The 23,629-nt window shown below is 71.0% G+C and carries 20 protein-coding genes and 1 pseudogene; 6 read left to right on the forward strand and 15 right to left on the reverse strand.

All coding sequences use genetic code 11. The features are described from left to right. The first annotated feature begins 9 nt into the window (after positions 1-9). Positions 10-1,431, forward strand: coding sequence for a multidrug ABC transporter ATPase (locus tag BY998_RS13580; protein ID WP_245421583.1), 1,422 nt, complete (start codon positions 10-12; stop codon positions 1,429-1,431). A gap of 274 nt (positions 1,432-1,705) precedes the next feature. On the opposite strand, the gene BY998_RS13590 is transcribed toward BY998_RS13580, so the two are convergent. Further along, positions 1,706-2,107, reverse strand: a complete 402-nt coding sequence (locus BY998_RS13590; protein ID WP_110352148.1) for a helix-turn-helix domain-containing protein — start codon at positions 2,105-2,107, stop codon at positions 1,706-1,708. Positions 2,108-2,207: 100 nt separating this feature from the next. Here BY998_RS13590 and BY998_RS13595 point away from each other — a divergent pair, with 100 nt between their 5' ends. The 4 genes from BY998_RS13595 to BY998_RS13610 all read left to right on the forward strand — a co-directional run bounded on the left by BY998_RS13595 (position 2,208) and on the right by BY998_RS13610 (position 6,830). Next, a complete protein-coding gene (locus BY998_RS13595) occupies positions 2,208-4,403 on the forward strand; it encodes a heavy metal translocating P-type ATPase (RefSeq protein ID WP_110352149.1) in 2,196 nt (731 codons plus the stop codon). Beyond that, positions 4,403-4,915 carry a signal peptidase II gene (gene lspA / locus BY998_RS13600; protein ID WP_110352150.1) on the forward strand — a complete coding sequence of 171 codons (513 nt, stop codon included), beginning with the start codon at positions 4,403-4,405 and terminating at the stop codon, positions 4,913-4,915. Before BY998_RS13595 ends, lspA begins: the two co-directional genes overlap by 1 nt. Before the next feature lie 88 nt (positions 4,916-5,003). Beyond that, complete coding sequence (locus BY998_RS13605; RefSeq protein ID WP_110352151.1) at positions 5,004-6,071, forward strand: murein L,D-transpeptidase family protein; 1,068 nt, start codon at positions 5,004-5,006, stop codon at positions 6,069-6,071. A 36-nt stretch (positions 6,072-6,107) separates the two neighbouring features. Then, positions 6,108-6,830: a cytochrome c biogenesis protein CcdA gene (locus BY998_RS13610; protein WP_110352152.1), complete on the forward strand. Its 723-nt coding sequence runs from the start codon at positions 6,108-6,110 to the stop codon at positions 6,828-6,830. A gap of 54 nt (positions 6,831-6,884) precedes the next feature. On the opposite strand, the gene BY998_RS13615 is transcribed toward BY998_RS13610, so the two are convergent. The 5 genes and pseudogenes from BY998_RS13615 to BY998_RS13635 all read right to left on the reverse strand — a co-directional run bounded on the left by BY998_RS13615 (position 6,885) and on the right by BY998_RS13635 (position 13,301). Further along, positions 6,885-10,139 (reverse strand): CusA/CzcA family heavy metal efflux RND transporter, encoded by a 3,255-nt coding sequence (locus tag BY998_RS13615; RefSeq protein ID WP_110352153.1) that lies wholly within the window; start codon positions 10,137-10,139, stop codon positions 6,885-6,887. Positions 10,140-10,153: 14 nt separating this feature from the next. Next, on the reverse strand, positions 10,154-11,524 hold the full coding sequence (locus BY998_RS13620) for an efflux RND transporter periplasmic adaptor subunit (protein ID WP_110352154.1): 1,371 nt from the start codon (positions 11,522-11,524) through the stop codon (positions 10,154-10,156). A 134-nt stretch (positions 11,525-11,658) separates the two neighbouring features. Next, positions 11,659-11,982: a hypothetical protein gene (locus BY998_RS13625; RefSeq protein WP_238178671.1), complete on the reverse strand. Its 324-nt coding sequence runs from the start codon at positions 11,980-11,982 to the stop codon at positions 11,659-11,661. A 516-nt stretch (positions 11,983-12,498) separates the two neighbouring features. Then, a pseudogene (locus BY998_RS13630) lies at positions 12,499-12,702 on the reverse strand (TRIC cation channel family protein); the annotation flags it as partial. A 209-nt stretch (positions 12,703-12,911) separates the two neighbouring features. Further along, on the reverse strand, positions 12,912-13,301 hold the full coding sequence (locus tag BY998_RS13635) for a hypothetical protein (protein ID WP_110352155.1): 390 nt from the start codon (positions 13,299-13,301) through the stop codon (positions 12,912-12,914). A gap of 494 nt (positions 13,302-13,795) precedes the next feature. Between BY998_RS13635 and BY998_RS13640 the strand changes: the two genes are divergently transcribed. Next, positions 13,796-14,755 carry a hypothetical protein gene (locus BY998_RS13640; protein WP_110352156.1) on the forward strand — a complete coding sequence of 320 codons (960 nt, stop codon included), beginning with the start codon at positions 13,796-13,798 and terminating at the stop codon, positions 14,753-14,755. Here BY998_RS13640 and BY998_RS13645 read toward each other — a convergent pair. The 9 genes from BY998_RS13645 to BY998_RS13685 all read right to left on the reverse strand — a co-directional run bounded on the left by BY998_RS13645 (position 14,685) and on the right by BY998_RS13685 (position 23,330). Beyond that, a complete protein-coding gene (locus tag BY998_RS13645) occupies positions 14,685-18,749 on the reverse strand; it encodes a bifunctional DNA primase/polymerase (RefSeq protein ID WP_146221780.1) in 4,065 nt (1,354 codons plus the stop codon). The two genes, BY998_RS13640 and BY998_RS13645, sit on opposite strands and share 71 nt — an antisense overlap. A gap of 253 nt (positions 18,750-19,002) precedes the next feature. Continuing rightward, the gene (locus tag BY998_RS13650) at positions 19,003-19,431 is read right to left on the reverse strand and encodes a hypothetical protein (RefSeq protein WP_110352158.1); all 429 of its coding nucleotides are present in this window, start codon (positions 19,429-19,431) and stop codon (positions 19,003-19,005) included. Between the two features lie 12 nt (positions 19,432-19,443). Continuing rightward, positions 19,444-19,803, reverse strand: a complete 360-nt coding sequence (locus BY998_RS13655) for a hypothetical protein (protein WP_110352159.1) — start codon at positions 19,801-19,803, stop codon at positions 19,444-19,446. Continuing rightward, positions 19,776-19,988 carry a hypothetical protein gene (locus tag BY998_RS13660; RefSeq protein ID WP_110352160.1) on the reverse strand — a complete coding sequence of 71 codons (213 nt, stop codon included), beginning with the start codon at positions 19,986-19,988 and terminating at the stop codon, positions 19,776-19,778. Before BY998_RS13660 ends, BY998_RS13655 begins: the two co-directional genes overlap by 28 nt. Further along, a complete protein-coding gene (locus tag BY998_RS13665) occupies positions 19,981-20,226 on the reverse strand; it encodes a hypothetical protein (protein ID WP_110352161.1) in 246 nt (81 codons plus the stop codon). Before BY998_RS13665 ends, BY998_RS13660 begins: the two co-directional genes overlap by 8 nt. A gap of 10 nt (positions 20,227-20,236) precedes the next feature. After that, positions 20,237-21,886 carry a hypothetical protein gene (locus BY998_RS13670; protein WP_110352162.1) on the reverse strand — a complete coding sequence of 550 codons (1,650 nt, stop codon included), beginning with the start codon at positions 21,884-21,886 and terminating at the stop codon, positions 20,237-20,239. A 94-nt stretch (positions 21,887-21,980) separates the two neighbouring features. Beyond that, positions 21,981-22,532, reverse strand: coding sequence for a hypothetical protein (locus tag BY998_RS13675; RefSeq protein ID WP_110352163.1), 552 nt, complete (start codon positions 22,530-22,532; stop codon positions 21,981-21,983). A 76-nt stretch (positions 22,533-22,608) separates the two neighbouring features. Next, positions 22,609-22,893 (reverse strand): hypothetical protein, encoded by a 285-nt coding sequence (locus BY998_RS13680; RefSeq protein ID WP_110352164.1) that lies wholly within the window; start codon positions 22,891-22,893, stop codon positions 22,609-22,611. 11 nt (positions 22,894-22,904) lie between these two features. Further along, on the reverse strand, positions 22,905-23,330 hold the full coding sequence (locus BY998_RS13685) for a hypothetical protein (RefSeq protein WP_110352165.1): 426 nt from the start codon (positions 23,328-23,330) through the stop codon (positions 22,905-22,907). Between the last annotated feature and the right edge of the window lie 299 nt (positions 23,331-23,629).

Consider the following 23,629-nt stretch of genomic DNA (forward strand, 5'->3'; position numbering starts at 1 on the left):
GTGCCAGCGTTGTTCACGCCTGTCGTCATCCACGACCTGATCCACCGCTTCGCCGGCCTCGACGGGCCCCACGGCCATTGGTGGATGGAGCTGGTGTCGCTCCTCGTCCTCGTCGTGGCGCCGGCGTGGACGGGGTGGATGGCGCTGCGCCTCGCCTGGCGCACGCTGCGCGACCGGCACCTGCCCGGCGCGGCGAGCCCGGGAGCGTGGCGCCTTGAGCGCTACGTCCTGCGGGCGACGCTGCGCCCGCAGCTGCGGCTGGTGCTGCTCTCGCTCCTGACGCTGCCGGCCGCGTGGCTCCTCCTGGAGATCCCCAAGCACATCATCAACCACGCCCTCTCGGACGCGGAGGGCGACGTCCGTCCCGGCATGGCCTTCCTCGGGCTCGAACTGGGACGCGTCGAGCTCCTGTTCGCGCTGTGTGCGAGCTACCTCGCCGTGCTGACGCTGGGCGGCCTCGCCAAGTACGCGGTCAACCGGGCGCGCGGCGGCCTCAACGAGCGCCTCGTGCGCCGGCTGCGCCTCGCCGTCTTCCGGCGGGCCCGCGGGGAGCGCTCGCCCGAGCGCCGCGCCGCGCTGGCCGCCGTCGCAGTGCAGGAGGTCGAGCCCATCGGCTACGCCGGCGCGGGCCTGGTGGCCGTGCCCTTCGTCCAGGGCGGCACGCTCCTGACCAGCGTGGCCTTCCTGCTCCTCCAGGACGCCGCCCTGGCGCTCGCCGCGCTGGTGATGCTGCCGGTGCAACTCACCCTCCTGCCGCGGCTGCAGCGGCGCCTGAACGCCAAGGTGCGCGAGCGGGTGCACGCGACCCGGGCGCTCGGCGGCCTCCTGACCGCGCCGGAAGCTGGGAACGCGGGCCATCCTCCGGCCCTGCTCCGGCAGATGCGCCAGGCCGAGGCGCTGGAGCGGGTGCGCGTCGAGATCGCCGATCTGAAGGGCCGGCTCAAGGGTCTCTACAACTACACGGCCAACCTGACGCCGTTCTTCTTCTTCTCGGTCGGCGGCTACCTTGTCATCCAGGGCCGGCTCTCGCTCGGGGCGCTGGTTGCCGCACTCGCGGCCTACAAGGAGATTTCGCCGGCCCTGCGGGAGCTGTTCGACTTCGCGCAGGGCTGGTCGGACGCGCGAGCCCGGTTCGAGGAGGTAACCAAGGCGCTCGGCTTCCCCGGTTCGCAGTGTTGGTCGCGCATTCCTGGCCTAAACGCCGGCGTCGCAGTTCAATCGCAGAGGAATTTCGCCTCCACACCAATTAGGTCGAAGGTATCGCTCGGATTACGCTTATGCGGGCGCCGCGAACCCCTTTTTTCTAGCCGCGCCTGGACGAAGCGTCGGCTTTTTGGTGTACATCTGCCAGCCTTCGTAATTACTTCGCGGTGGCAGGTCGGGCTTTCATCTCACCGCAAATCCGCCTCCCGGTTTTTGAGGCGGAGCTAGTGCCTAGCGGGCGTAGTTTCGGCGCAATCGTGACAAGCCTCCACTTTAGGAAAGGCCGAGCTGGTGATGAAGGAACGCCATTCCTGGGGCCAGAGGAATGCGGGACGTCGCCGTCGCGTCAGGCCGCATGTCCGGACCGCCGCGCGCCGAGCCTTCGTCGCGATCACGGTCGCTGTCCTCGCCGTCGCGTGCTGCGGGTTCGTGGCCAAGGGGCTGTTCGAGAGCCGTGTGCTGATGCCCCCCTACGTCGCTCGCTGACCTGGGCTCAGGTCCCTCACGCGGGCTCACCCAACGGCGACAGGGCCTCGATGATGCGGCAGTCGGCGACCGACCCGCAGCCGCACTGGCCGATGACTTCGCGGAGTTCCGAGGCGAGCCGGGTCAGGTCGGCCAGCTTGCGCTCCACGTCGGCGAGATGGGCGCGGGCGATGGTGTCGACCTCGCCGCAGGAGCGCTCACGGTCGTCCGCCAGGGCGAGCAGGTCCCGGATTTGCTCCACGGTGAACCCCAGGGCGCGACCGCGGCGGATGAAGCTAAGCCGGCGCAGGTGCTCGGGCCCGTAGAGCCGGTAGTTCCCCTTCGACCGCGCCGGCGGGGGCAGCAACCCGACCTTCTCGTACCACCGGACCGTCTCGACACGGGTCTGCGTGGCCTCCGCGAGGCTGCCGATGGTCATGGAAGAGGCGGTCCGCACGGCCTTGACCCTGTAGTGACTACAGGGTGCATGTAGGGGGCCTTCCCAGTCCGGACCAGGAGCCCGGCGAACGGAGCGCATCATGAACCAGGCCGCCGGCGCGGACCGCACATCCTTCCCCACGAACGGACCGCAGGCTCTGCGCTACAGGGTCAAGGGCATGGACTGCCCGACCTGCGCCGGGAAGATCGAGACTGCCGTCTCCCGACTGCCGGGCGTCGCGGACGTGCGCGTGAACTACGGCAGCCAAGTCCTCGACCTCGCGCTCGATGAGGCTGCGACGCCGAGGACCGAATTGGAGGGGCGGATCGAGCGCCTGGGCTATGGCGTCGCGCCGCTCCCCATGGCCTCGGACCTAGCCATGGCCCAAGCCTCGGGCGGCGCCCCACCCGCCGAGACCGCGGAGGAGCCCGAGCCGCCGCTCTGGCGGACCCGGAAGGCGCTGCTGGGCATCCTGATCGGTGCCCTGTTCTCCGCCGGCTTCCTGATCGAGCGGATCGCGCCGGGCGTGGCGGGCGAGTACGCCTACTGGCCAGGGGCGCTCGTCGGTCTCGCCTATTACGGCCGCCGCGCGGCCGTGGCGGCGTTCGCCGGCACGCCCTTCTCCATCGAGATGCTGATGTCGGTCGCGACCGCGGGGGCGCTCGCCATCCACGCCGCCGAAGAGGCCGCCATCGTCGTGCTGCTCTTCACGGTCGGCGAGATGCTGGAGGTCGTGGCGGCGGGCCGGGCGCGGGCCGGCATCAAGGCGCTCGCCGCCCTGGTGCCGAAGACCGCCCGCCTCGTCGACGAGGCCGATGGCACCATCCGCGAGGTGGCCGCCGCATCGCTGGCCATTGGTCAGGTCGTGGTCGTGCGGCCGGGCGACCGCGTGCCCGCCGACGGGGTGATCACCGACGGCGCGTCGAGCCTCGACGAGTCCCCCATCACCGGCGAGTCGGTCCCGAAGCCCAAGGAGGTCGGAGACCCGGTCTACGCCGGCAGTGTCAACGCCGACGGTGCGCTCCAGGTCCGGGTCACAAAGACGGCGGCCGACAACACGGTCGCCCGCATCCTGCACCTCGTCGAGGAGGCGCAAGCGTCGAAGTCGCCCACGGCGCGCTTCATCGACCGGTTCAGCGCTGTCTACACGCCCATCGCGTTCGCGTTCGCGGCCGCGGTCGCGGTCGTGCCGCCGCTGCTCGGCGCCGACTGGGGCACTTGGATCTACCGGGGCCTGGCGCTCCTCCTCATCGCCTGCCCCTGCGCGCTGGTGCTCTCGACCCCGGCGGCCATCGCCTCCGGACTGGCCGCCGGTGCGCGACGCGGGCTGCTCGTGAAGGGCGGCGCCGCACTGGAGGTCATCGGGCGGGTGCGCACGGTCGCGTTCGACAAGACCGGGACGCTGACCGCCGGACGGCCGCGGGTCTCGGACATCCTGGTCTTCGCACCGGACGCGTCGGAGCGCTCGCTTCTCGGGTTGGCCGCCGCGGTCGAGAGCGGAAGCAGCCACCCCATCGCCCGGGCCATCCTCGACCGGGCGAGCGCGGACGGGGTGCCGCTGCGCCCGACGCGGGACGCCCGCGCCATCCCCGGCAAGGCGGTGTCGGCTACGGTGATGGGTCAGACGGTGCTCGTCGCTTCCCCGCGCCACGCCGCCGAGAGCGCGCGGCTCGGCCCCGAGGCCGAGCGCGCGGTCGCGGACCTGGAAGTCGGCGGCAAGACGGTGGTCATCGTCGTGCGTGGCGCCGAGGCCTTGGGCGCCATCGCGGTCCGGGACGAGCCCCGCGGCGACGCGGCGGCCGGCATCTCGGCCCTGCGGAAGCTCGGCGTCCGCAGCGTGATGCTGACCGGCGACAACCAGCGCACGGGCGAGGCGGTCGCGTCTGAACTCGGGCTCGACGTGAAGGCCGAGCTCCTGCCTCAGGACAAGCTCGCCGAGATCGCGGCCCTGAAGGCGGCGGCTCCGGTGGCGATGGTCGGCGACGGCATCAACGACGCGCCGGCGCTCGCCGCCGCCAGCGTCGGCATCGCGATGGGCGGCGGCACCGACGCGGCCCTGGAAACGGCGGACGCGGCGGTGCTGAACGACCGGGTGGGCGACGTGGCCGCGCTGGTCTCCCTCTCTCGGGCGACCCTGGGCAATATCCGCCAGAACGTCGCGATCGCCCTCGGCCTGAAGGCCGTGTTCCTGGTAACGACCATCGCAGGCATCACCGGCCTCTGGCCGGCCATCCTGGCCGACACCGGCGCGACCGTCCTGGTGACGGCCAACGCGCTCCGTCTTTTGAGGGCCTGATGTTCTCCCTGTCAGGGTGGGCCGGCCGGGCGGCGACCGTGGCCGGGGTGGCGGGGGCCGCCGCGGCCATAGACCTCGTCGCGAAGGCGGTAGCCGAGGCGTGGCTGGAGGAGGGCGCCGTCAAGGGCGCACTGCCCTTCGTCGACCTAAGCTTGTCGTTCAACCACGGCATCAGCTTCAGCCTGTTCCCGGCGCACGACCAGTCCTCCCTGGCGCTGCTCCTCGCCATCCAGGGCACGCTCACATGCCTTGTGGCCGGCTGGGCTCTGGCCGTGGGCGGCGGGCTCGAACGCCTCGGGCTCGCCACGATAGCGGGTGGGGCCGCCGGCAACTTCGTCGACCGGCTCATGGACGGCGTCGTCACGGACTACCTCGACCTGCACACCGGCGGCATCCGCTGGTTCACCTTCAACCTGGCGGACGTCTGGATCTCGGCGGGTGTGGTGCTGCTGCTCCTCGACGGACTTCCTCTGCGGCGGAGGCATCGCAGCGCCGGGGAGCCAATCCCGTGAGAGGCCCAATTCCGCCGAACCGCAGCCACGGCAACCTGTCATCAACCCTTCGAGCCCAGGCTCGGAGGCCGACCTCGGCGAGGCCGACATGCTGAAGACGACAACGCTTGGTCTGGCCCTCCTCCTGGCGCTGTCCGCCTGCCAGGACGGCCAGTACGCGGCCTCGACGCGCCACCTCGCGCCAATCCCGCCGGCGACCCTGGCCCTGATGTCGGCCAAGGGTGTCTCGCCGGCGGACCCGATCCTGATGCGGGCCTACAAGAAGGAGTCCGAGATCGAGCTCTGGAAGCGCGGCGCGGACGGCAACTACGCCCTCCTGAAGACCTACCCGATGTGCCGCTGGTCGGGTCAGCTGGGGCCCAAGACCCGGGAGGGAGACCGGCAGGCGCCGGAGGGCTTCTACGCGGTGACGCCCGCGTCCATGAACCCGAATTCGAGCCTCTACCTCTCGTTCAATCTCGGGTACCCGAACGAGTACGACCGCTCCCTGGGACGCACCGGTGCGCACCTGATGGTGCACGGCTCGTGCTCGTCGCGGGGCTGCTTCGCGATGACGGACGAGGCGATCTCGGAACTCTATGCCGTGGTGCGGGAGGCCTTCGCGGGCGGCCAGCGCGCCGTCCAGTTCCAGTCCTACCCGTTCCGTATGACGCCGGAAAACATGGCCCGGCACCGGCAGGACCCGAACATCGCGTTCTGGAGGAACCTCAAGGAGGGGTCCGACCGGTTCGAGGTCACGAGGGCCGAGCCGGGCGTCGGCGTCGCCGATGGCCGATACGTGTTCGATGCCGGCGACGAGGCCACGGCTGGCGCGGTCGCGCGGAAGCAGGCGGATGACGAGCGGCAGGTCGCCGCTCTCGTGGCGAGCGGGACGCCCGCCGTCCGGCTGGTGTACGAGGACGGCGGCCAGCACCGGTCGTTCCGAGAGACCATGGTCGCGGCCGGAGGCGGTCTCGGCGAGGTGAGCCGTCCCGAGGCTCTGGCCGCAGGGCCGCGTGAGGTCGCTGTGCCGACCGCGGGCCCGGTTGCTCTCGCCGGCAAGCGCGATCCGGTCCGGGGCGCGGCGGCGCTCAAGCCGACGGGGCCCGGCGGGACCGAGGCGGAGCGCCAACGCCTTCTCAAGATCTTCGCTGCGGCCGGGGCCGATCAGGAGTGACGATCCTGCGTCCATCACTCCGCCGGGGCTGAACCAATGGCCATCGACGCCTCAAGCGTAGGCTTCCTTGCGGCCTTCGCGGCCGGCGCCGTATCGTTCCTATCGCCCTGCGTGCTGCCTCTCGTTCCGGGCTACGTGTCTTACGTCGCCGGGCAGTCGGCCGCCGGCGAGCGTGACAGCCTTCGCACGCTCGGCCTGAGCCTTTGCTTCGTGCTCGGGTTCACGACCGTCTTCGTCGCGTTCGGCGCGGGGGCGAGCGCGCTCGGCTTCGCCCTCCTCGCTCATCGCGAGACGCTGAACCTCGCCTCCGGCTTGCTGGTGATCCTGTTCGGCCTGTTCACTGCCGGTCTGCTGCGGCCCGCTTGGCTGCAGCGCGAGCTGCGCTGGCACGGCGATCCGCCGGGTCGGGGACCCGTCGCCGCCTATCTCCTCGGAACGGCTTTCGCCTTCGGATGGACCCCATGCATCGGTCCCGTCCTCGGTGCCATCCTGGCGGTCACGGCCTCCTCGGCCTCGGGCAAGGGCGTCGCCCTGCTCACCGTCTACTCGCTCGGGCTCGGCGTGCCGTTCGTGGCGGCGGCCCTGTTCCTGTCCAGCTTCGTCGCGCGCCTCCGGACCCTACGCTGGTTCGGCCGTGCGCTTCAGCTCGTCGGCGGGGGCGTGATGGTGGCGATGGGGCTGCTGATGGTCACCGACCGCATGACCGATGTGGCCTCCCTCATCATGGAGACCTTTCCGGCGCTAGGTCGGATCGGCTGAACGGAGAAGACATTGAGGGGCTCGGATTGCCCCTCGATGCCTGCGGCAGGCGGGCTATTCAGCTGCCTGCCGGAACGGCGCGGCGCCATCGGCGTCCTCGTCATGGCTGACCGGCGGCGTGGCGCGGGCGCCGCCGAAGCGCGCATAGAGGGCCGGCAGGACGACCAGGGTCAGCAGGGTGGCGCTGATCAGGCCGCCGATGACCACGGTCGCGAGCGGCTTCTGGACCTCCGCGCCTGTCCCAGTCGCCAACGCCATCGGAACGAACCCGAGCGAGGCGACGAGGGCAGTCATGGCGACGGGCCGCAGCCGGGTCATGGCGCCCTCCAGGATCGCCTCCCGGCGGGGGCGTCCCTCGGCGACGAGCTGCTTGATGAACGTCAGCATCACGAGGCCGTTGAGGACTGCCACACCGGACAGGGCGATGAAGCCGACGGCGGCCGGCACCGAGAACGGCATGCCGCGCAGCCACAGGGCCGCGATGCCTCCGGTCAGGGCGAGCGGCACCGCACTGAACACGAGGAGCGCGTCCCGGACCGAGCCCAGGGCGGAGTAGAGCAGGAGGAAGATCAGGAAGAAGCACGCCGGCACCACCACCGTCAGCCGCCGCTTGGCCGAGGCGAGGTTCTCGAACTGACCGCCCCAGGTCACGTAGTACCCGAGCGGCATCCGGACCTGCTCGGCGACCTTCCCCTGGACCTCGGCCACGAGCGAGCCGATGTCGCGTCCGCGAACGTTCGCGGTGACGACGACGCGCCGCTTGCCGTTCTCGCGGCTGATCTGGTTCGGTCCCTCCGAGACCGAGAAGCTCGCCACCTGCTTCAGGAGGACGGAGGTCGAGCGCCCGTTGGGCCCCGGCGGCAGCGGCACCGGGATGTTCTCCAGCGCCTCGCGGTCCTCGCGCACCTTGTCGGTGAGCCGCACCACGATGGGGAAGCGCCGGTCGCCCTCGAACAGGAGGCCCGCCTGCCGGCCTCCGATGGCCGCGCCGATCACCTCCTGGATGGCGCCGGTGCTGAGCCCGAGGCGCGCGGCCTCGGTCTTGTTGACCTTGATCTCCAGGATCGGAAGGCCGGCCGTCTGCTCGACCTTGACGTCCTCCGCGCCCTGCGTGCCCCTCAGGATGTCGGCGATGCGGTCGGCCGCCCGCGTCATCGGCTCGAACTCGTCGCCGAAGACCTTGACGGCAAGGTCGCCGCGGGCCCCGGCCAGAAGTTCGTTGAAGCGGAGCTGGATTGGCTGGGAGAACTCGTAGACGTTGCCGGCGAGCCGGCCCACCGCCTTCTCGATTTCCTCCTGCAGCTCCGCCTTCGACAGGCCCGGGTCGGGCCACTCCTCCTGGGGCTTGAGGATGACGAAGGTGTCCGAGGAGTTCTGCGGCATCGGGTCGGTGGCCACCTCCGCCGTGCCGGTCTTCGAGAAGACGTAGGCGACCTGGGGGAAGCGTCCGATGGCCTCCTCCACCTTGAGCTGCATCGCCTGGGACTGCGACAGGGAGGTCGATGGGATGCGCAGCGCGTTCAGCGCGATGCTCTTCTCGTCGAGGGTGGGGATGAACTCCGTGCCGAGCCGGGCCAGCAGCGCGCCGCTCCCGGCGAGCAGCAGCAGGGCCAGCGCCACGAAGGCCAGCGGGGTGCGGACCGCGGCACCGAGCATCGGGCGGTAGGCCGCCTTGAGGGCGCGGATGATGAGGTTGTCCTTCTCGGTGACCTTGCCGGTGACCACGATGGCCACCATCGCCGGGACGAAGGTGAGGGAGAGGACGAAGGCCGCCGCGAGGGCGATGATGACGGTGAGCGCCATAGGCTCGAACATCTTGCCCTCGACGCCGGTGAAGGTCAGGAGCGGCACGTAGACCAGGATGATGATCGCCTGCCCGTAGAGGGACGGCTTGATCATCTCCTCGGCCGAGGCCCGCACCGTGGCCAGGCGCTCCTCCAGGGTGAGGACTCGCCCGAGGGCGTGCTGCCGCTCGGCTAGGTGGCGCAGGGCGTTCTCGGTGATGATTACCGCCCCGTCCACGATGAGGCCGAAGTCGAGCGCCCCGAGACTCATCAGGTTGGCCGAGATGCCGGCCTCGACCATGCCGGTCGTCGTCATCAGCATCGCGACCGGGATCACCAGGGCAGTGATGACGGCGGCGCGGATGTTGCCGAGCAGCAGGAACAGGATGACGACGACGAGGGCCGCTCCCTCGGTGAGGTTCGTCGCCACGGTCCGGATGGTCGCCTCGACCAGACGGGTCCGGTCGAGGACCGTCTGGACCTCGATGCCCGGCGGGAGCGAGCGCCGGATCTCGCGCATCCTGGCGTCGACGGCGGCCGCGACCGTGCGGCTGTTCTCGCCGATGAGCATCAGGGCGGTTCCGACGACGGCTTCCCGGCCGTCCTCGCTGGCCGAGCCGGTGCGCAGGTCGCGTCCGATCCGCACCTCGGCGATGTCCTTCACCCGGACCGGGACGCCGCCGCGGGTCGTGACCACGACGTTGCCGATCTCGTCCATGCTCTCCAGGCGGCCGGAGGAGCGGACGACGTAGCCCTCGCCGTTGTCCTCCAGGTAGCGGGCGCCTTGGTTCGCGTTGTTCGCCTGGAGCGCCCGGGCGACGTCGCCGAAGGACAGGTCTAGCGCGGTCAGCTTCGTCGGGTCCGGCTGGACATGGTACTGCTTTTCGTAGCCGCCGATGCTGTCGACGCCGGCGACGCCCCGCACGGTCCTGACCTGCGGCCGGATCACCCAGTCCTGAACCGTCCGCAGGTAGGCCGCGCGCTCCAGCTCGGTCGCGAGCCGCTGCCCCTCGGGCGTCAGGTAGCTGCCGTCCGCCTGCCAGCCGGGCTTGCCCGGGCGCGACGCCTTCCGCTCGCCGGGCGCCGCGTAGCGCACGGTCCACATGTAGATCTCGCCGAGGCCGGTCGTGATCGGCCCCATGTGCGGCTCGATCTCCGACGGCAGCCCTTCGCGCGCCTCGCTCAGGCGCTCCACCACCTGTTGGCGTGCGAAGTAGACGTTGACGTCGTCGGCGAAGACCGCCGTGACCTGGGAGAAGCCGTTGCGCGAGAGGGAGCGGGTGTATTCGAGGCCCTTGATGCCGGCGAGCGCGGTCTCGACCGGGTAGGTGACCTGCTTCTCGATGTCGAAGGGCGAGAGCGCGGGCGCGACGGTGTTGATCTGCACCTGGTTGTTGGTGATGTCAGGCACCGCGTCGATGGGCAGCTTCGTCAGGGCGTGGACGCCAAAGCCGGCGGCCAGCAGCGACAGGAGCACGACGAGCCAGCGCTGCCGGACGGAGAAGTCGAGGATGCGGGAGATCATGTCCGGTCTCCCGCTCAGTCGTCGTCGCCGGCTTCGGACTTGCCGAGCTCGGCCTTGAGGAGGAAGGAGTTGGCGAGCGCGATGGGGTCGCCCGGCTTCAGGCCGGAGACAACCTCGTAGGAATCGTCGTCCGAGCGCCCGAGCTCGACCTCGCGCTTCTCGAAGCCCTCCTCCGTGCGCACGAAGACGACGCGCTCGCCCCCGACCGTCTGCAGGGCAGCCTTCGGGACGCGCACCTCGACCGCGTCGTGCGCGATCTCGACCTCGGCGGTGACGAAGGTGCCGGGGCGCCAGGCGAGGTCCGGGTTCGGCAGGGCGACGATGACCCGGGCCGAGCGGGTGTCCGGGTTCAGGAACGGGCTGACGAAGACGACCTTGCCGTCGGCGTGGCGGTCGCCGCCTTCCTGGGCCGGGGTGACCGCGACCGGTGCGCCCTCCCGCACCTTGGCAAGCTCGGTGGTCGGCACCGAGAGTTCGATCCAGACGGTCGAGAGGTCGGCGACGGTGTAGACGTCGGCCGGGTCCCCCTCTCCGCCGACCTTCGTCCCGACGTCGACCTTGCGCTCGACGATGCGGCCGGCGAGCGACGAGCGGAGCTCGTACCGGCGCAGGGTGGACTGGTTCGGCGTCGCCTCGTCCCGCTTCTGCGCGGCCGCGACCTCGGTCGCGCTCAGCCCCAGGGCGGAGAGCTTCTGGCGGGCGAGGTCGACGCGCAGGGTGGCTTCCGTATAGGTCGCCTTGGCCTGCAGGTAGACCTGCTCCGACGAGACGCGCTTGTCCCAGAGCGCCTGCTGGCGATCGTAGTTGGTCTTCTCCAGCTCGGCCCGCACGGAGGCGGTGAGATACTCGCTCTTGGCGTCGGCGACCTCCCGGCTTTCGAGGACGGCGACGACCTCATCCTTGGCAACCCGGTCGCCGAGACGCTTGCGCATCTCCGCGACGGTACCCACGACCCGGGCCGGGACACGGGCGATCCGGTCGGTGTCGGGGGTGATGGTGCCGGGCACCAGAAGGTGCCGGGCGAGGGTGCCGCCCTCGACCTTCACGACCGAGATGTCCTGCCCCGAGACCTGCTCGGGGGCCATCTTGATCACGCCTGCCTCGGCCTCGGCGTGCCCCTCGGCCGCCTCGTGCCCGTGCACTCCGGGTTCCTTACCGTGGGCCTTTTCGGGGGACGCGGCTCCCTTGTCGTCATCGTCGTCCTGCCCGGCCCCGGCTCGTGCGGGCTCGGGCTTGGCGGGAGCCGGGCCCGCGGTGAAAGCGAACAGGTCTTTCGGCAGGCCGGCGGCGGACAGGCTGCCTTGGACGAAGCCGGTGACGGCGGGGACGGCTGCGCCGATGGCGATGCCGGCGGTCAGGAGGACCGCGAACAGGAGGATGCGCATGGGGACCGCTCGGCCGGGATGCCGGACGGCCCCTCTGGGCGGTCGCGGTCGCTCCCGTTGGTTCAGGTGAGGAGACGAGCCCGGCGCCGCGTCGGACGGCCGGGCGAACGCGCGCTCATGGGCGCGGCGTCACCTCACGCGCGGGGCGGTCTCGTCAGGCGGTCGGGAGCAACGGAGGCCGGCATCTCGGCCACCCAGGAATAGGTCAGGGCGGCGAACTCCGGTGCCAGCGTGACGTCGGCCGACACTTGTGGCGGAGCCACCTGGTGGCAGCCGCAATGGAGATGACAGGCGAAGCCCGGGTCGGCAGCCTCTTCGGGGGCGGCCGCGTCGAGGGCGGCCATCTCGGTCAGTCCGTGGTGACGGGGGGCGTGGAACGCGAGGTCCTCACCGACGCCCGCGACGGGAGCGACGATGAACAGGGCCAGGGCGAGCACGAGCGCGCGGGCGCTGAGCACCCACCACTCTCGCGCCGCGACGCGACGCCTATGCAGACCGCCAGTGTCCATCGCGGTGCTTATGCGCGATCCCGGGGCGACCGCACAAGAGTGGCATGAACGCTCGTGCGACCGAAAGGCTTCAGATCGGCGGTCCAGCGCAGACGTAGCGGCACAGTTGGTTCAGTTTCTCGACGCAGGCAAGGAACCGAGGCTGTCCTTTGACAGCCAAAGAATGCGCGGATGCAAGGGCAAAGCCGCGTCGCCTAATGGCAATGATATCCGGGCGTTATGTTCACCTGCAGGGTGTCCGCTTTTAGCAGCACAGCGGATCAAGGAGAGCATGAAGCTCAAGGTCGGGAAAGGGTCAAAAGTTCGCTCAGCCTTACTCGGGTTCTCGCCAAGAGTAGGATCATAATCCCGCCCGAGAGTGGGCATGAGACGGTAAGCGGTACAGACACGGGGTCAGAAGAGCGTGTTGGCGAGCTGACATCGGCGCTCGACGTGGTCTTCACTGTAGGCCGGCTGGAGCAGCTAGAACACCAGCAGCCCGAGCAGCACGTCCCGCAGGGTGCCGCCGCCGATGCCGGTCGCAGTGCCGAGCACCGCGAAGCCGACGAAGTCCATTTCCTTTCGGGAGGCTGCGAGGGCACCCGTGAAAGTGAAGACGATCACGCAAATCCAGTCCAGAGTTGCGGTCGATGTACTGGACCGCCTGCGGGAGAGCGCGTTTGCCGAAATGCTTTATGCGCCGCGGGCCGCCTCGACCGTGTCTCAGACGGTTATGCCGACCGCCAGACCGCTCACGGCCTGCCTTCCAAAAAAAGCGGACCCGGCGGCGGTGTCGCCAGCGCGGGCCCGTTGAGGCTTTCCTGCCCTCGCACGCCGCATGGCACGCTCGAAGCCCTCATATTGTATGGCGCCGGGCGATTCGGCACAAGCGGTAGCCGTCATGCTACGGGACGGGCGATGGCCTCGACGGCCGTTTGGAGCCGGGCGCCGACGGCCGCCTTGGCATCGTCGTAGGAGCCGCCGGCGTTGCGGGACGCCTTCGCGGCCTGGTCGATGACGTGCCGCACCATGACCGCGCCGCCGGTCACGGGGATCTCGCCAGGGGGCTGCGCCGCGCGGTCGCGGGCCACGGCACGGGCAAGGCCGGCCACGAGGAGGGCATCGACCGCCGCGGCCGCTTCGAGTTCAGCGACCCGGGCGCGCAGGCCGTCGACCTCGGCCCGGCGTTCTTCGCGCCAGCGCTGGGCCCGATCCCGGGCGGCTTGCCGGTCGCGGGCGGCGCGGGCCTGAGGCGTGTCGGCGTCGGGGAGGTGCTGGGTCTCGCTCATGGCGACGATTGAAGCACCCCGGCCCGCAAGAAAGAAGAGCGCGCGTGCGGATCGCGGCGAGGCGCAGGGAGGCCCGCTGACGGCCCTCGCGCGACGAAACGGGGAATGACCCTCGGCGGCGGCGGGAGGGGCGCTGGCGGTCGCCCCTGGCGGCCTCGCGGCGGCGTCGGGGCGGTGGCGGTAGCGCGGCGGTTCTTCACCCCTTGAGAACAGGGCGAAGCCCACTCCTTGAGGTCAGCCTTCCTACAGCGGTCAACCCCAGACCTCACGCGCGACGGAGCGGGGGCGTCAGCCCTCGCGCAGGCGCGCGCGTAGGAACCCTCTGAACAAAGGTTTCCTATAGCTCGCTGACGCTCGCTTACTCCCGGTGGGTGGGAACCCCCTACCCCCTGAAGGACTGGGGTGCGTTTGTCTAAGACACTGCTAGAAATGAGTCATTGAGCTATTCCAACGTCAGTCGCACTATAGGGGTCAGGACCGCTTCGGATCGCGCCATGCAGCCCCTCAGCCGCCACCTCGCCCGCCACCTCGTCCTGTCGTCCCGGATGCCGTTGCACGTGGACGGCGACCCGGTCTCGCCCGGCGAGCGCGTCGATGCCAAGGCCGTCCGCCTCGCCCTGTCCGTGCTGTCCCGGGCGGCGGGACGGGACCTCGACCGCGGCGATTGGCTCGACGCCAGGTTCGACTACGAGCACCTCGCCGACCGCCCCCGCGAGACAATCGGCATGCCGCTGGGGCCGCTTCTCTCCGACGTCGGGCGGGTGAACGTCGGCACGATGGTGGAGGCTCACGCCCGGGCGGCGCACATCAGGGCGAGCATCGCCGGCGAGCCCTCGCTGGGCGAGGTGGCCATCCTGGCGCCGGGCGTCCACGAGGACGTCGAGCGTCCGCGGCATCGCATCGCGGCGAATGCCAAGGCGGTGCAGTTCAAGGCCGACCGCACCATCGCGGCCATCGCGCATCCGCACGCGGACGCCACCGACGACGGTCCCGATCCCGCCCCGTTCGGCTACGACCCCCGCGTCATGGCCGCGTTCTCCTGCCGCTACACCCCGGTCGTCTACCTCAGGCTGCTGGCGTGGACCGAGGCCGGGGCGACGCTGCCGCGCGGCTGGAGGGCCCGGCGGGGCCGCGGCGGCCACCTGAGCCTGGAGATCCCCGCCGTCGAGATGCAGGCGGCCCTAGGCGCGAGCGGAATGGTGTCCCCGTCGGCAATCGGGCAGCAGCTACTCGGCCCGGTCGCGGAGGACCTCCGCCGGGTCGGCGTCCCGTTCGAGTGGGAATTCGAGCGCTCGCCCGTCAAGAACGGCGTGAAGTGCCTGCGCCTCAGGATCGGCGACCCGCGGGGGGCGCGCGTCCCGAAGCGCACGCGTACCCCGACGGCTATGCGGCAGCCGCGTCCGGCTCCGACTGGACTGCGGGCCCTGAGCCCGTCCCGACCGGCAAGGGGATGACCTCGGCGCCGTCGTCCGCGGGCGGCGGCGGGTTCGCCACCAGGACCATCTGCTCGTCCATGTCGATGCCGTGCGGCCCGAACAGCGTGGCCGCGTCGGTGCGGAAGTTGCTGGCCACGCGGTCGAACGACGCCCGCACCTCTTCCCGGACGGAGATCTCCCGGGCCGCGCGCGCGGCCCGCGTCCCGACCTCGGCCACCACCTTGTCGCCCTCCTCGGACCTGGCGTACCCCCCGGCGGGCTGGGCGCCGAGCGCCAGGAACTCGGTCTCGGTCACGTCCATGCCGAAGGCCGCGTAGGTCTCCCGGACGTGGGCCACGGGATCGCCCACGTAGGCGGGGACTTGCACCGTGGTCGATACGCCGTCCACCACCGCCTCGACCGCCGCCATGCCCTTGGACCACCGGCTCGTGGCGTCGGGCGCGTCGAGCCCGAGCTCGTGCAGCACCGCCGCCGCGGCCCCCCGCAGCCTCGAATCCGGCGCCCGCTCCGCGATGACCCTGGCGTCGGCGACGCCCGTGCGTCGGATGGCGTCGAACAGGGCGCCGACGCGGGCGGGATCGGCGAGGTCGGCCATCCCGACGACGTCGTCGACGACGAACCCTTCCGGCAGGACCTTGGAGCCCGCGATCCACAGGGGCGCCTCCTCGTCCACGCGGTAGACCGGGCGCAGGCGGCCGGCGAACTGCGCCAGTTCCTCCTCCCGGAACTGGCGCTGGATCGTGCGCGCCCAGCGGCCCTCGTACTCCGAGACTGTGACCGTGACGCTGCCGCCGTTGCGGAGCGGGTGCGTGCGCCGGACCTGCGGGGGGCGGACCTCGATGGCGTAGCCCCGGTCGTCCGTGGCGAGGCTGCCGTCCTCGTTGTGCACGCAGCCGTCGCCCCAGGGGTCGATGGGGGTCTCCGGCTCGGGGTCGTCGTAGGTCGCCGCGGCGACGATTCCGTCGATGACCCGGACCGGGAACTCGTGCCTACCGACCGAGAACGCCACGAGGTGCCGCCGGGCGAAATCGAGCCCGCGGATCGCCCCGTAGTGCGCCCAGTCGCAGTTCGCCGGCTCGCCCCAGGCATCCATTAGCGCCGCGCGCGTCGCCTTCGGAGCCCCAACGAGGATACGGCCGTGGCCGTAGAGCAGCGACGCCGCCGAGATGGCGTGGCGGAAGCGCTTGACCGTCGCGGCGATGGCCCGCCGCTTCGACTTGTCGGCGCCGGCATACGCCATCTGGAACTCCGCGGAGCGCCAGGCGCGGTCGGCGACGAGGACGGTCCGCAAGTTGAGCTCGGCGTCGAGGTGCGTGACCTGCACATCTCGGCCGCCCCAGCACTTCGACGTCAGCTCCTCGTCGGCCGAGGCGTCGAGGAGGAGGATCGGCTTCTCGGCGAAGTTGGGCTCGGCGCGCCACGAGATCCGCACGTTGGCCCCGCCGTCGAGCGTCTGGATGCGGTAGTCACGCTCGCCCCGGGCCTGCCCCGGCATCGCGTTGCCGTCGCGGTCGAGCCGGTCCCTGCCGCCGTTGAGGTCCCGGATCACGCCGTCGTGCTTGAGCGCGGCCAGGCGCTCCTCGACGATCTTCCAGAACCGCCATTCCTCTCTCAGGTGCTTGCCCTTCGGCCGCTCGGCGAGGAGCTTAATGGCCTCGGAGTTCATGCCCGGGTGCAGCTTGCGCCCGGCTTCCTGGGCGCGTCCGCACACCTTCACGGCCGCCTCGACGAAGGCCTCGGCCTTCTCCATGCCGTGCTCCACGACCAGCATCGCCGCGACATCACGGTGCTTCCGGATGGCCTCGGCGGCGGTCCGGGCGGCGTACTGACGGGCGACCGCCAGGTCCTCGCCGGTCTCGCCCTTGTCCCGCTTGTACGTGCGCGGGGGGGCGCGGTGCTGGTCGAGCGTCGCCGTCGGGAAGATGTCCCAGCGGAAGATCTCGGTCCAGCAGCGCTCGTCGATGATGACCCCGGCGACGTGATCCAGGAGCCCGGCGGGCAGGCTCGGCGAGGTCAAGAACGCGGTCGGCACGAAGATGACCTCGGCCTCCGTGATCAGCTTGCGGGCGGCGATGACGGGGCACGTGTCGTAGTGCGAGCAGACCCGCTCCTCGGTCCCGCCGACGCCGTCCTCGACCTGGGCCTTGCACAGGTTGGCCGTCGAGATCCCCGCCGCCCGGAGCACCCGCTGGTCGTCGGCGCGCAGGCAGCCGCCGCGTTCCTTGCCTTCGAGGATGAGATACCGCGTGCCGGCCGGCAGGTCCTTGGCCGCGGCCTCCGCGTTCCGCCGGAACACCGCCGTGGCGCCGCGCGAGGACCGCTGGAAGCGCTCGACGTTCTCCGCGATGTTGTCGTAGCTCGGCTGCATGTAGAGCATCGCGCCGCGGGCGGGCCGGCGCTGCTCCCCCTCGCCGACGGAGCCGGCGCCGAGGATGGGGCCGTTCTTCGCCAGGTCCTCGGTCGTGACCCTCACCGCCGTGCTGGACTTCCCGGCGCCGGTCGGCGTGCGGAGCAGGAACACCGGGCGGACGGGGGCTTCCTTCCCGAGGGCGTGGTCCCGGCGGACGATGTCGTGGAACTTCCGGAACACCTCGACGATGGACGTCCCGAGCCGGAGGGACTGCTCGTCCCGTTCGGCCTTCGAGATCAGCGCGCGCTCCCGGGCCAGGGCGGGATCGGCGGGCTCGAGGACGACGTCGTCAGGCAGCTTCGCGCGCTCGGTCGGCAGCCAGGACAGGTCGTCGGCCTCCAGGCGCTCGACCGCGTGCGGAACCACCGGGACGGCGGTGACCTTGCCGGTCGCCTCGTCGCGCACGATGCCGCGGGACTTCATCTCCCCGCGCTTCAGCTTCGCCACAGAGCTGTCGATGCGCTCCCGGCAGCCGCGGACGAGCTCCTGGGGGCTCTTGAACTTCGTCCCCCCTGGCGCGAACGCGGCCTCGCATTCGTCCTTGAGCAGCCCGGCGAGCGTGTAGGGCCCGTCCTCGGTCAGGGCCAGGCCGGCATTGTGGAGGACGTAGGAGTAGGCGCGGCTGTGCACGTAGGCCTCGCGGCCGCCGCTGACCTTGCCCTGGGCGTCCCAGACCACGCCGCTCATCGACATGTTGACGCCGGGCCGCACGAAGCCCGACGCGGTGACGAGGGCGGGATCGATCATGGGGCCGTCGCCGACGGCGAGGGCGCGGCGCAGGTTCGGGACGATGACGCCGGCGGCGTCGATGGCGGAGACGAAGGCCTCGATCGCGGCCTGCGTGACGACCGGCGCGTGCTCGGGGCCGTGCGTGTCCGGGCGGCAGGCGCCGACCCACTCGAAGTGCCGGCCGGTCTTGTGGTGGGCGCCGAAAGCGGTGATCGGCTTCCTGTCCGCGAGGACCTCGATGGCTTGGTCGGCGCCCTCGGCGTCCTTCGCGTCGAGGGCGAAGGACTTGTTGCGGACCGGGTCGGCCGGGTCCGAGCGGTAGATCAGCACGATGCGCGGGGCGCGCCCGACGCGCCGGAATTCGGTGCGTCCTAGGTGCTGGTCGGCGAGGCGCAGGACGACGTCAGAGATCGCCGGGTTGCTGACGTCGATGTCGACGGCCAGTGCGCCGCCCGAGATCGGGCCCATGATGAGGGCCGTGTTGGCCCGGTTGTCGCGGCGCTCGCTGTTCGCCCACCAAGTCAGCTCGTCCGGGGTCGGCAAGCGCTCCTGGTACGGCCCCCACTGCAGGGTCTTCCGACTGTTGTTCGCCTGCAGGACGAGGATGGGGCCGCGGCGGCCGCGGCGCGCCTGCGGAAACAGGCTCCATCCGTTCGCGACGCAGGCCGGGGCGACGCTGCGGAAGCTCTGGCGGTGCTCCTCCTGCTGCCAGGCGAACTCGCGGGCGCGGACCTCGGCGGCGGCGTCGGCGGCGGCCTGCCGGGCGGCGCGTTCGGCGGCCTCGGCGGCGTGATCTACGGCGGCCGCGTCGCGGACGCTGACGACGCTGGCGCCCTGGAACCGCGCCATGACGGCCGCGAGTAGCGGGCTCACGTCTGTAGGAATTTCGTCGGATCGCACGGGGGCTCGCTCTCGGGGTGCGCTGCTGCGGGGTCGTCAAGTGCAGGAAAGCGGGCAAGACTTCTGAACAGTGTTCAACTTGCCTATTCCCAGCAAGCGAATCCGCACGGTCCCGTCCCGAAGGCTGATTGTCGCCGCGTCGCCGAATACGTCAACGGCTATTCGTACGGCTGCGGCATCCGCGACGGCGCTAATAGGCCCCAAAGTTAAAGTTGACGGTAGGCGATCAGTCTCCCGACGACAGTGCTCCCACGCCACGCCGAGGGCATTCGGGAACGCCCTCGTCGAACTCCCCGTACAGGTCCAGGCGCTCGGGGTCCTTGTCGTCCTGGGTCACGATGAATGAGCCGCAGCGCCCGTCCGCCGTATCGTAGCGCCCGCCGAACCCGGGCATCCGCGCGCGGGTGCTCAGACCGGTGCCCACGACCCGGCTGACGACGCGGCCGGTGCGGGGATCCTCGACCCCGCATTGGACCCGGATCTTCCACGTTGCCGGGCCGGCCGGCTCAGCGTCGACGATGCCGTAGCGGCGGAGGCCTCCCGGCATGTCCTCGGTCAAGGCCCACTGCCAGCCCGAGTTGAAGGTCGGCCAGAGCTCATCCGAGAGCGCGACGGAAGGAGCGAGGGCGGCAACGGCAAGGATCAGAACGCGCATTCTAGGAGACCTTCAGAGAGGATTGAGGGCCCACGCGCTGCCGTCGGCTTCGAGCCAGACGACGTCGGCGTGTGTGATGACGGCGCCTGTGTCCCGGCGCCGGAAGCCGGCCTCGGACAGGCGGTAGCCGATGCGGACGGCGGTCCGCGGGCGCGGCCTTTCGAGGGGTGTCCCCGCCACCCAGGCGTGGACGTCCCTGCTAGCCTTCCGCAGGCACCGGAGGCGGGAGGCCTCCGACGCCCGGAGAGTGCAGTCCGACAGGGCCAGGGCCGGCACGTGGGCGGCGACGAGGCCGCGCACACGGACCGACCAGCAGCGCTGGCCGCGGTTGTAGTAGGCCTGGGTCAGAGCGTCGGGAGCGGGGGGAAGCACAGGGCCAGGGCCTCCGCCTCGCGGGCCATCCGGACGGCGTCCGCCCGGCTGATGCGACCCGCCGCGTCCAGCGCGATGACACGCTCGATGCGGAGCGTGGCGGCGATGCCGACAAGGCCGCAGCAGCGCCGCGTCGCCCACGCGGAGCGGACGTCATCGCGGATGGCGTGGAGATCCTCACGCATAGAGGATCTCCAGCGTGCCGGTGGCGTACTCGACCGCCTCGGCCGCCTGGAGGGCGGCCTCGACCGGGGAGAGCTCGCCGATCCGCACCAAGACCTGGATCGCGGCGAGATGGCTCTGCGCGATGCGGCCGGCCCCCTCCGGGACGCGCCCGGCGGCGACGGCGGCGGCGAGGCGGATCTGGCAGAGCTCGACGATGGGCGAGCCGGCGGGATGGAAAGGGCGGGTTTCGCGACGCATGATCCCCTCCTCAGTTGGCCAGCCGCGGATCGGACCGGAGCGCGACGAGGCGTTCGACCGCCCGCCGGAGCGGCCGCATGCTGCCTCCCTGCCAGCCCTGGAGCGCCTTGATCTCGGACGCGTCGAGGTCCGGGAGCCAGACGGCGTCCGTGCCCGCCTCGCGCCGCAGCGCCCGCACGATGCCCCTGGCGACGACCGGGAGATCCTGACGCCGCGGAGAGGGCCAGGGCACTACCGTGAGCCGGTCCAGCAGGGGGCCCCGGAGCGGATCGACGCGATTCGCCGTCATGATCAGGGACAGGCCCGACAGGTCGGTCTCGGCGTCGAGTCCCGGGTCCCGGTAGACATGGCGCCGCGAAGGCTCCGTCACCGCCAGGAGGGACGCGGTTAGGAGACCGTTAAGGTCTGACGTGCCGATCTTGTCCGCCTCGTCGATGACGAGGCCGACCGTCGCGCTGCCGGCCGACAGCATGAGTTGGCCGGGCACGCTGAGACGGGCTGTGTGATACATCCGGCTCGTCCCGCCGAATGACGCCCCGTCGCTCGTGCCGCCGGCCGGGAACACGGACGTGGTCAGCCCGAGCCGCTCCAGCAGGCGCACGGAGCACTCTGACTTTCCCGATCCCTGGGCGCCGACCAGAAGGTGCCCGGGCAGGACGACGCGGTCGCGGCCGGCGAGCGGCGCGAGCATCCGCGCGATCTCCGCCGCTGCCCAGGGCGTCTCCTCGACGAGGCCGTCGCGGATCTCGGCCAGGTCGCCCACCGCGACCGAGGGAAGCGGCGCCTTCGCCAGCTTCTTGTAGGGAGCCATGACGCCCGTGAGGTGATCTAGGCTGCCCGAGACGAGCGGACGCCGCGCCGGACCGCCCTCCGGTGCCGGGGTGGCCGGGGCCGCGGGGACGGCCTTCCGCACCGGTCGGGGAGCGGGCCGCAGGGGCCGGCGCCGCAGCGGGCCGGGCCGCTCCAGGTCCATGAAGTCGTCGAAGTCCGGATCGGGCGGGATGTCATCGGCGATGCCGTCGAGGAGGGCCGCGGTCGCATGCTCATGGAGCAGCGTGACCTCCGTCTGCATGCTGAGGCACTGCCGGGCGATGAGCCTCGCCGGCATCCGCGGCATGGGGCCGTAGTCGTCCGGCTCGTCCTCGCCGCGGCCGTCCGTCGAGACGTGCAGCGCCTCCACGAGGGTGATCCACAGCTCGTAAAGGCAGAGAGAGGAGTGGTCGCCGGCGAGGAGCAGCGAGAACGCCCTCCTGACGGTCATCCGCGCCCCGGTGCGGTCGCCGGCGAGCATCAGCAGGATGGCCGCATGGTCGCGCCAGTCCTGATGCGCACTCCGGGCTACGCGGAACCGATCCTGGCTATGGACGAATGCGTCTGCGACGCAGGCGACTTGCCGGAGCCCCTGCAGCGTAGGCTCTCGGCGGACGGCCTCCAGCGCCTGCAAGGTCTTCAGGCTCAGATGGCTCACGTTCCGCACCGCGAGAGTAGCCCCGGCGGCGCGGGCGGCCTGGTCGAGGACGTCCCCGGGCTCGGCGCCCTGGTAGAGCTCGGCGAGCGTGAGGACGTGATCGTGGGGGCGTGTCTGGGCTGCCCGGTCTGCGGCCTCGATATCGGCGCGCATCTCCGCGGCAGCCGCCTCGAAGGGCGACTTGCTCGTCATTTCGGTTTCCTGCATCCGTCGTAGTGGCGGGCCCTCAGCTCAAGCCGAGGCGGTCCCGTGGGGCGAAGCTACACTTCCACCCCCTAACAAGGGGTTAAGCGTCGTCGTCGAGGGCGGGCGCACGGTGCTCGGAGCGTTCGGCGACGAGGCGAAAAACGAGCGCGCGAGCCTGCTGTGCGATGACGTGCATCGTGGCGTCGACGTCGTGCCCGACAGGCGGGCCGGCGAAGGCGGGGTGCCGCGCGTGCAGCCCGGAGCGGTTTCCGATGGCGTTGGTCTTTAGCAGCCGGGCGCAGGCCAGCATCATGTCGCCGGTGACCCGGGGCCATGGCTCAGCGGCAGCCTCGCCGAGGGCTCGCAGGATCGGCGCCGGGAGTCCGTAGCGGCCTATGCGGTCGCGCTGGCAGGTCCGGGGATTCAAACCGGTGACGAGGGCGAGCGCCTGGACCCATTCGGGCCCGAAGACGGCCTTCGCCGCGACGTCGACGGCCTCCAAGATGTCGACCGAGATTACCTTCATCTCGTACTCGCGGCCGCCGGCGGTCGCTGTGCGTCCGTGAAAGGTGCAGGGCTCGCCGTCGAGCGTGCCGACGCAGACGCCACCGTCAGTCGGCTGGGGCATGGGGCTGAGTACGAGGCGCGGCATTTGTGGGCTCCTGACGTGCGGAAGGGCGGCCCGGTCGGGACCGCCCTGATGTGGTGTTCGCCGTGGCGCCGGTGGGTCAGGCGTAGGCGGAGCGTGGGACGAGGACGAACCGCTGCGCCGCGTAGCGCCGGTCGATGAGGATGTGGGTGGCGTCCCAGGACCGGACGGTGACACCGTTGCCGATGTGGGCCGGGACGTCGCCGCCGAACGTCGGCAGCTCGCCGAGGTCGAGGCCGCCCTCGGCGGTCGTGACGCCCTGCTCGTCGCAGGCCTCGACGTAGGCCTCGACGAGGTCCCAGAGCCTGAGGAGGGAGGGCGCCGCGAGGGCGCGCTCCGAGAGGGTGTGGAGGGTCTGGCTCATGTCCGGTCCCCTCAGGCGGCCTTGGCGGGGAGCTCGCCGAACCCGCGGAGGGCGGCCCTGAGCACGGCCTCCTTGGCCTTGGCCGTGAGGTCGACCCTGTCAAGCTTCGACTGCTTCGGATGGACCTCCTCGGAGCCGGCCGAGGTCACGAACCATCCCTTGGCGGTCCGCTTCAGCGCGAAGGAGATGACGGTCTTCCGGTACTTGTAGGAGCTTGCGGTCGGGCCGGCCTCGCGAAACGCGTAGAGGCAGCCCACACGGTTGCTGTAGGCGACGCCGGCGTCGTCGAGGCGCTGCTCTGCGCGCTCGGCCGCGGCGATGATCTGGCCGGCGGTCGGGAAGACCTTGGCGCGGCCCTTGATGGCGTCGAGCGCCGCGGCGAGATCGTCGAGGTGCTCGGGCAAGAGCACGATGCTGGAGAAGGTTTTGCTGGCCATGATGCGGTTTCCTGCTGCCGTGATGGCCCCCGGTTCAAACCGAGGCAACCATGTCCGATATGATAGGACAAACAAGTCGCAGTGCAAGCCCCGAAACGAAAAAGGCCCGGCGCGATGCCAGGCCCATTCGGTCTCGGTCTGCCCTCCCGGAGCCGGGAGGAGTGACGCTGGAGGGTGTGGACACCCTTCGATCAGGTCTGCCCTCCCGCAGCCGGGAGGAGCTCGGTCGCCCCGAGCGCGTGGGGGGAAGCCGGGTTTGCCCCCACCGGAGCGGGGAACGACTCAATCCAAGACCGGAA

This window comes from Methylobacterium sp. B4, assembly GCF_003201865.1.
GTDB lineage: Bacteria > Pseudomonadota > Alphaproteobacteria > Rhizobiales > Beijerinckiaceae > Methylobacterium.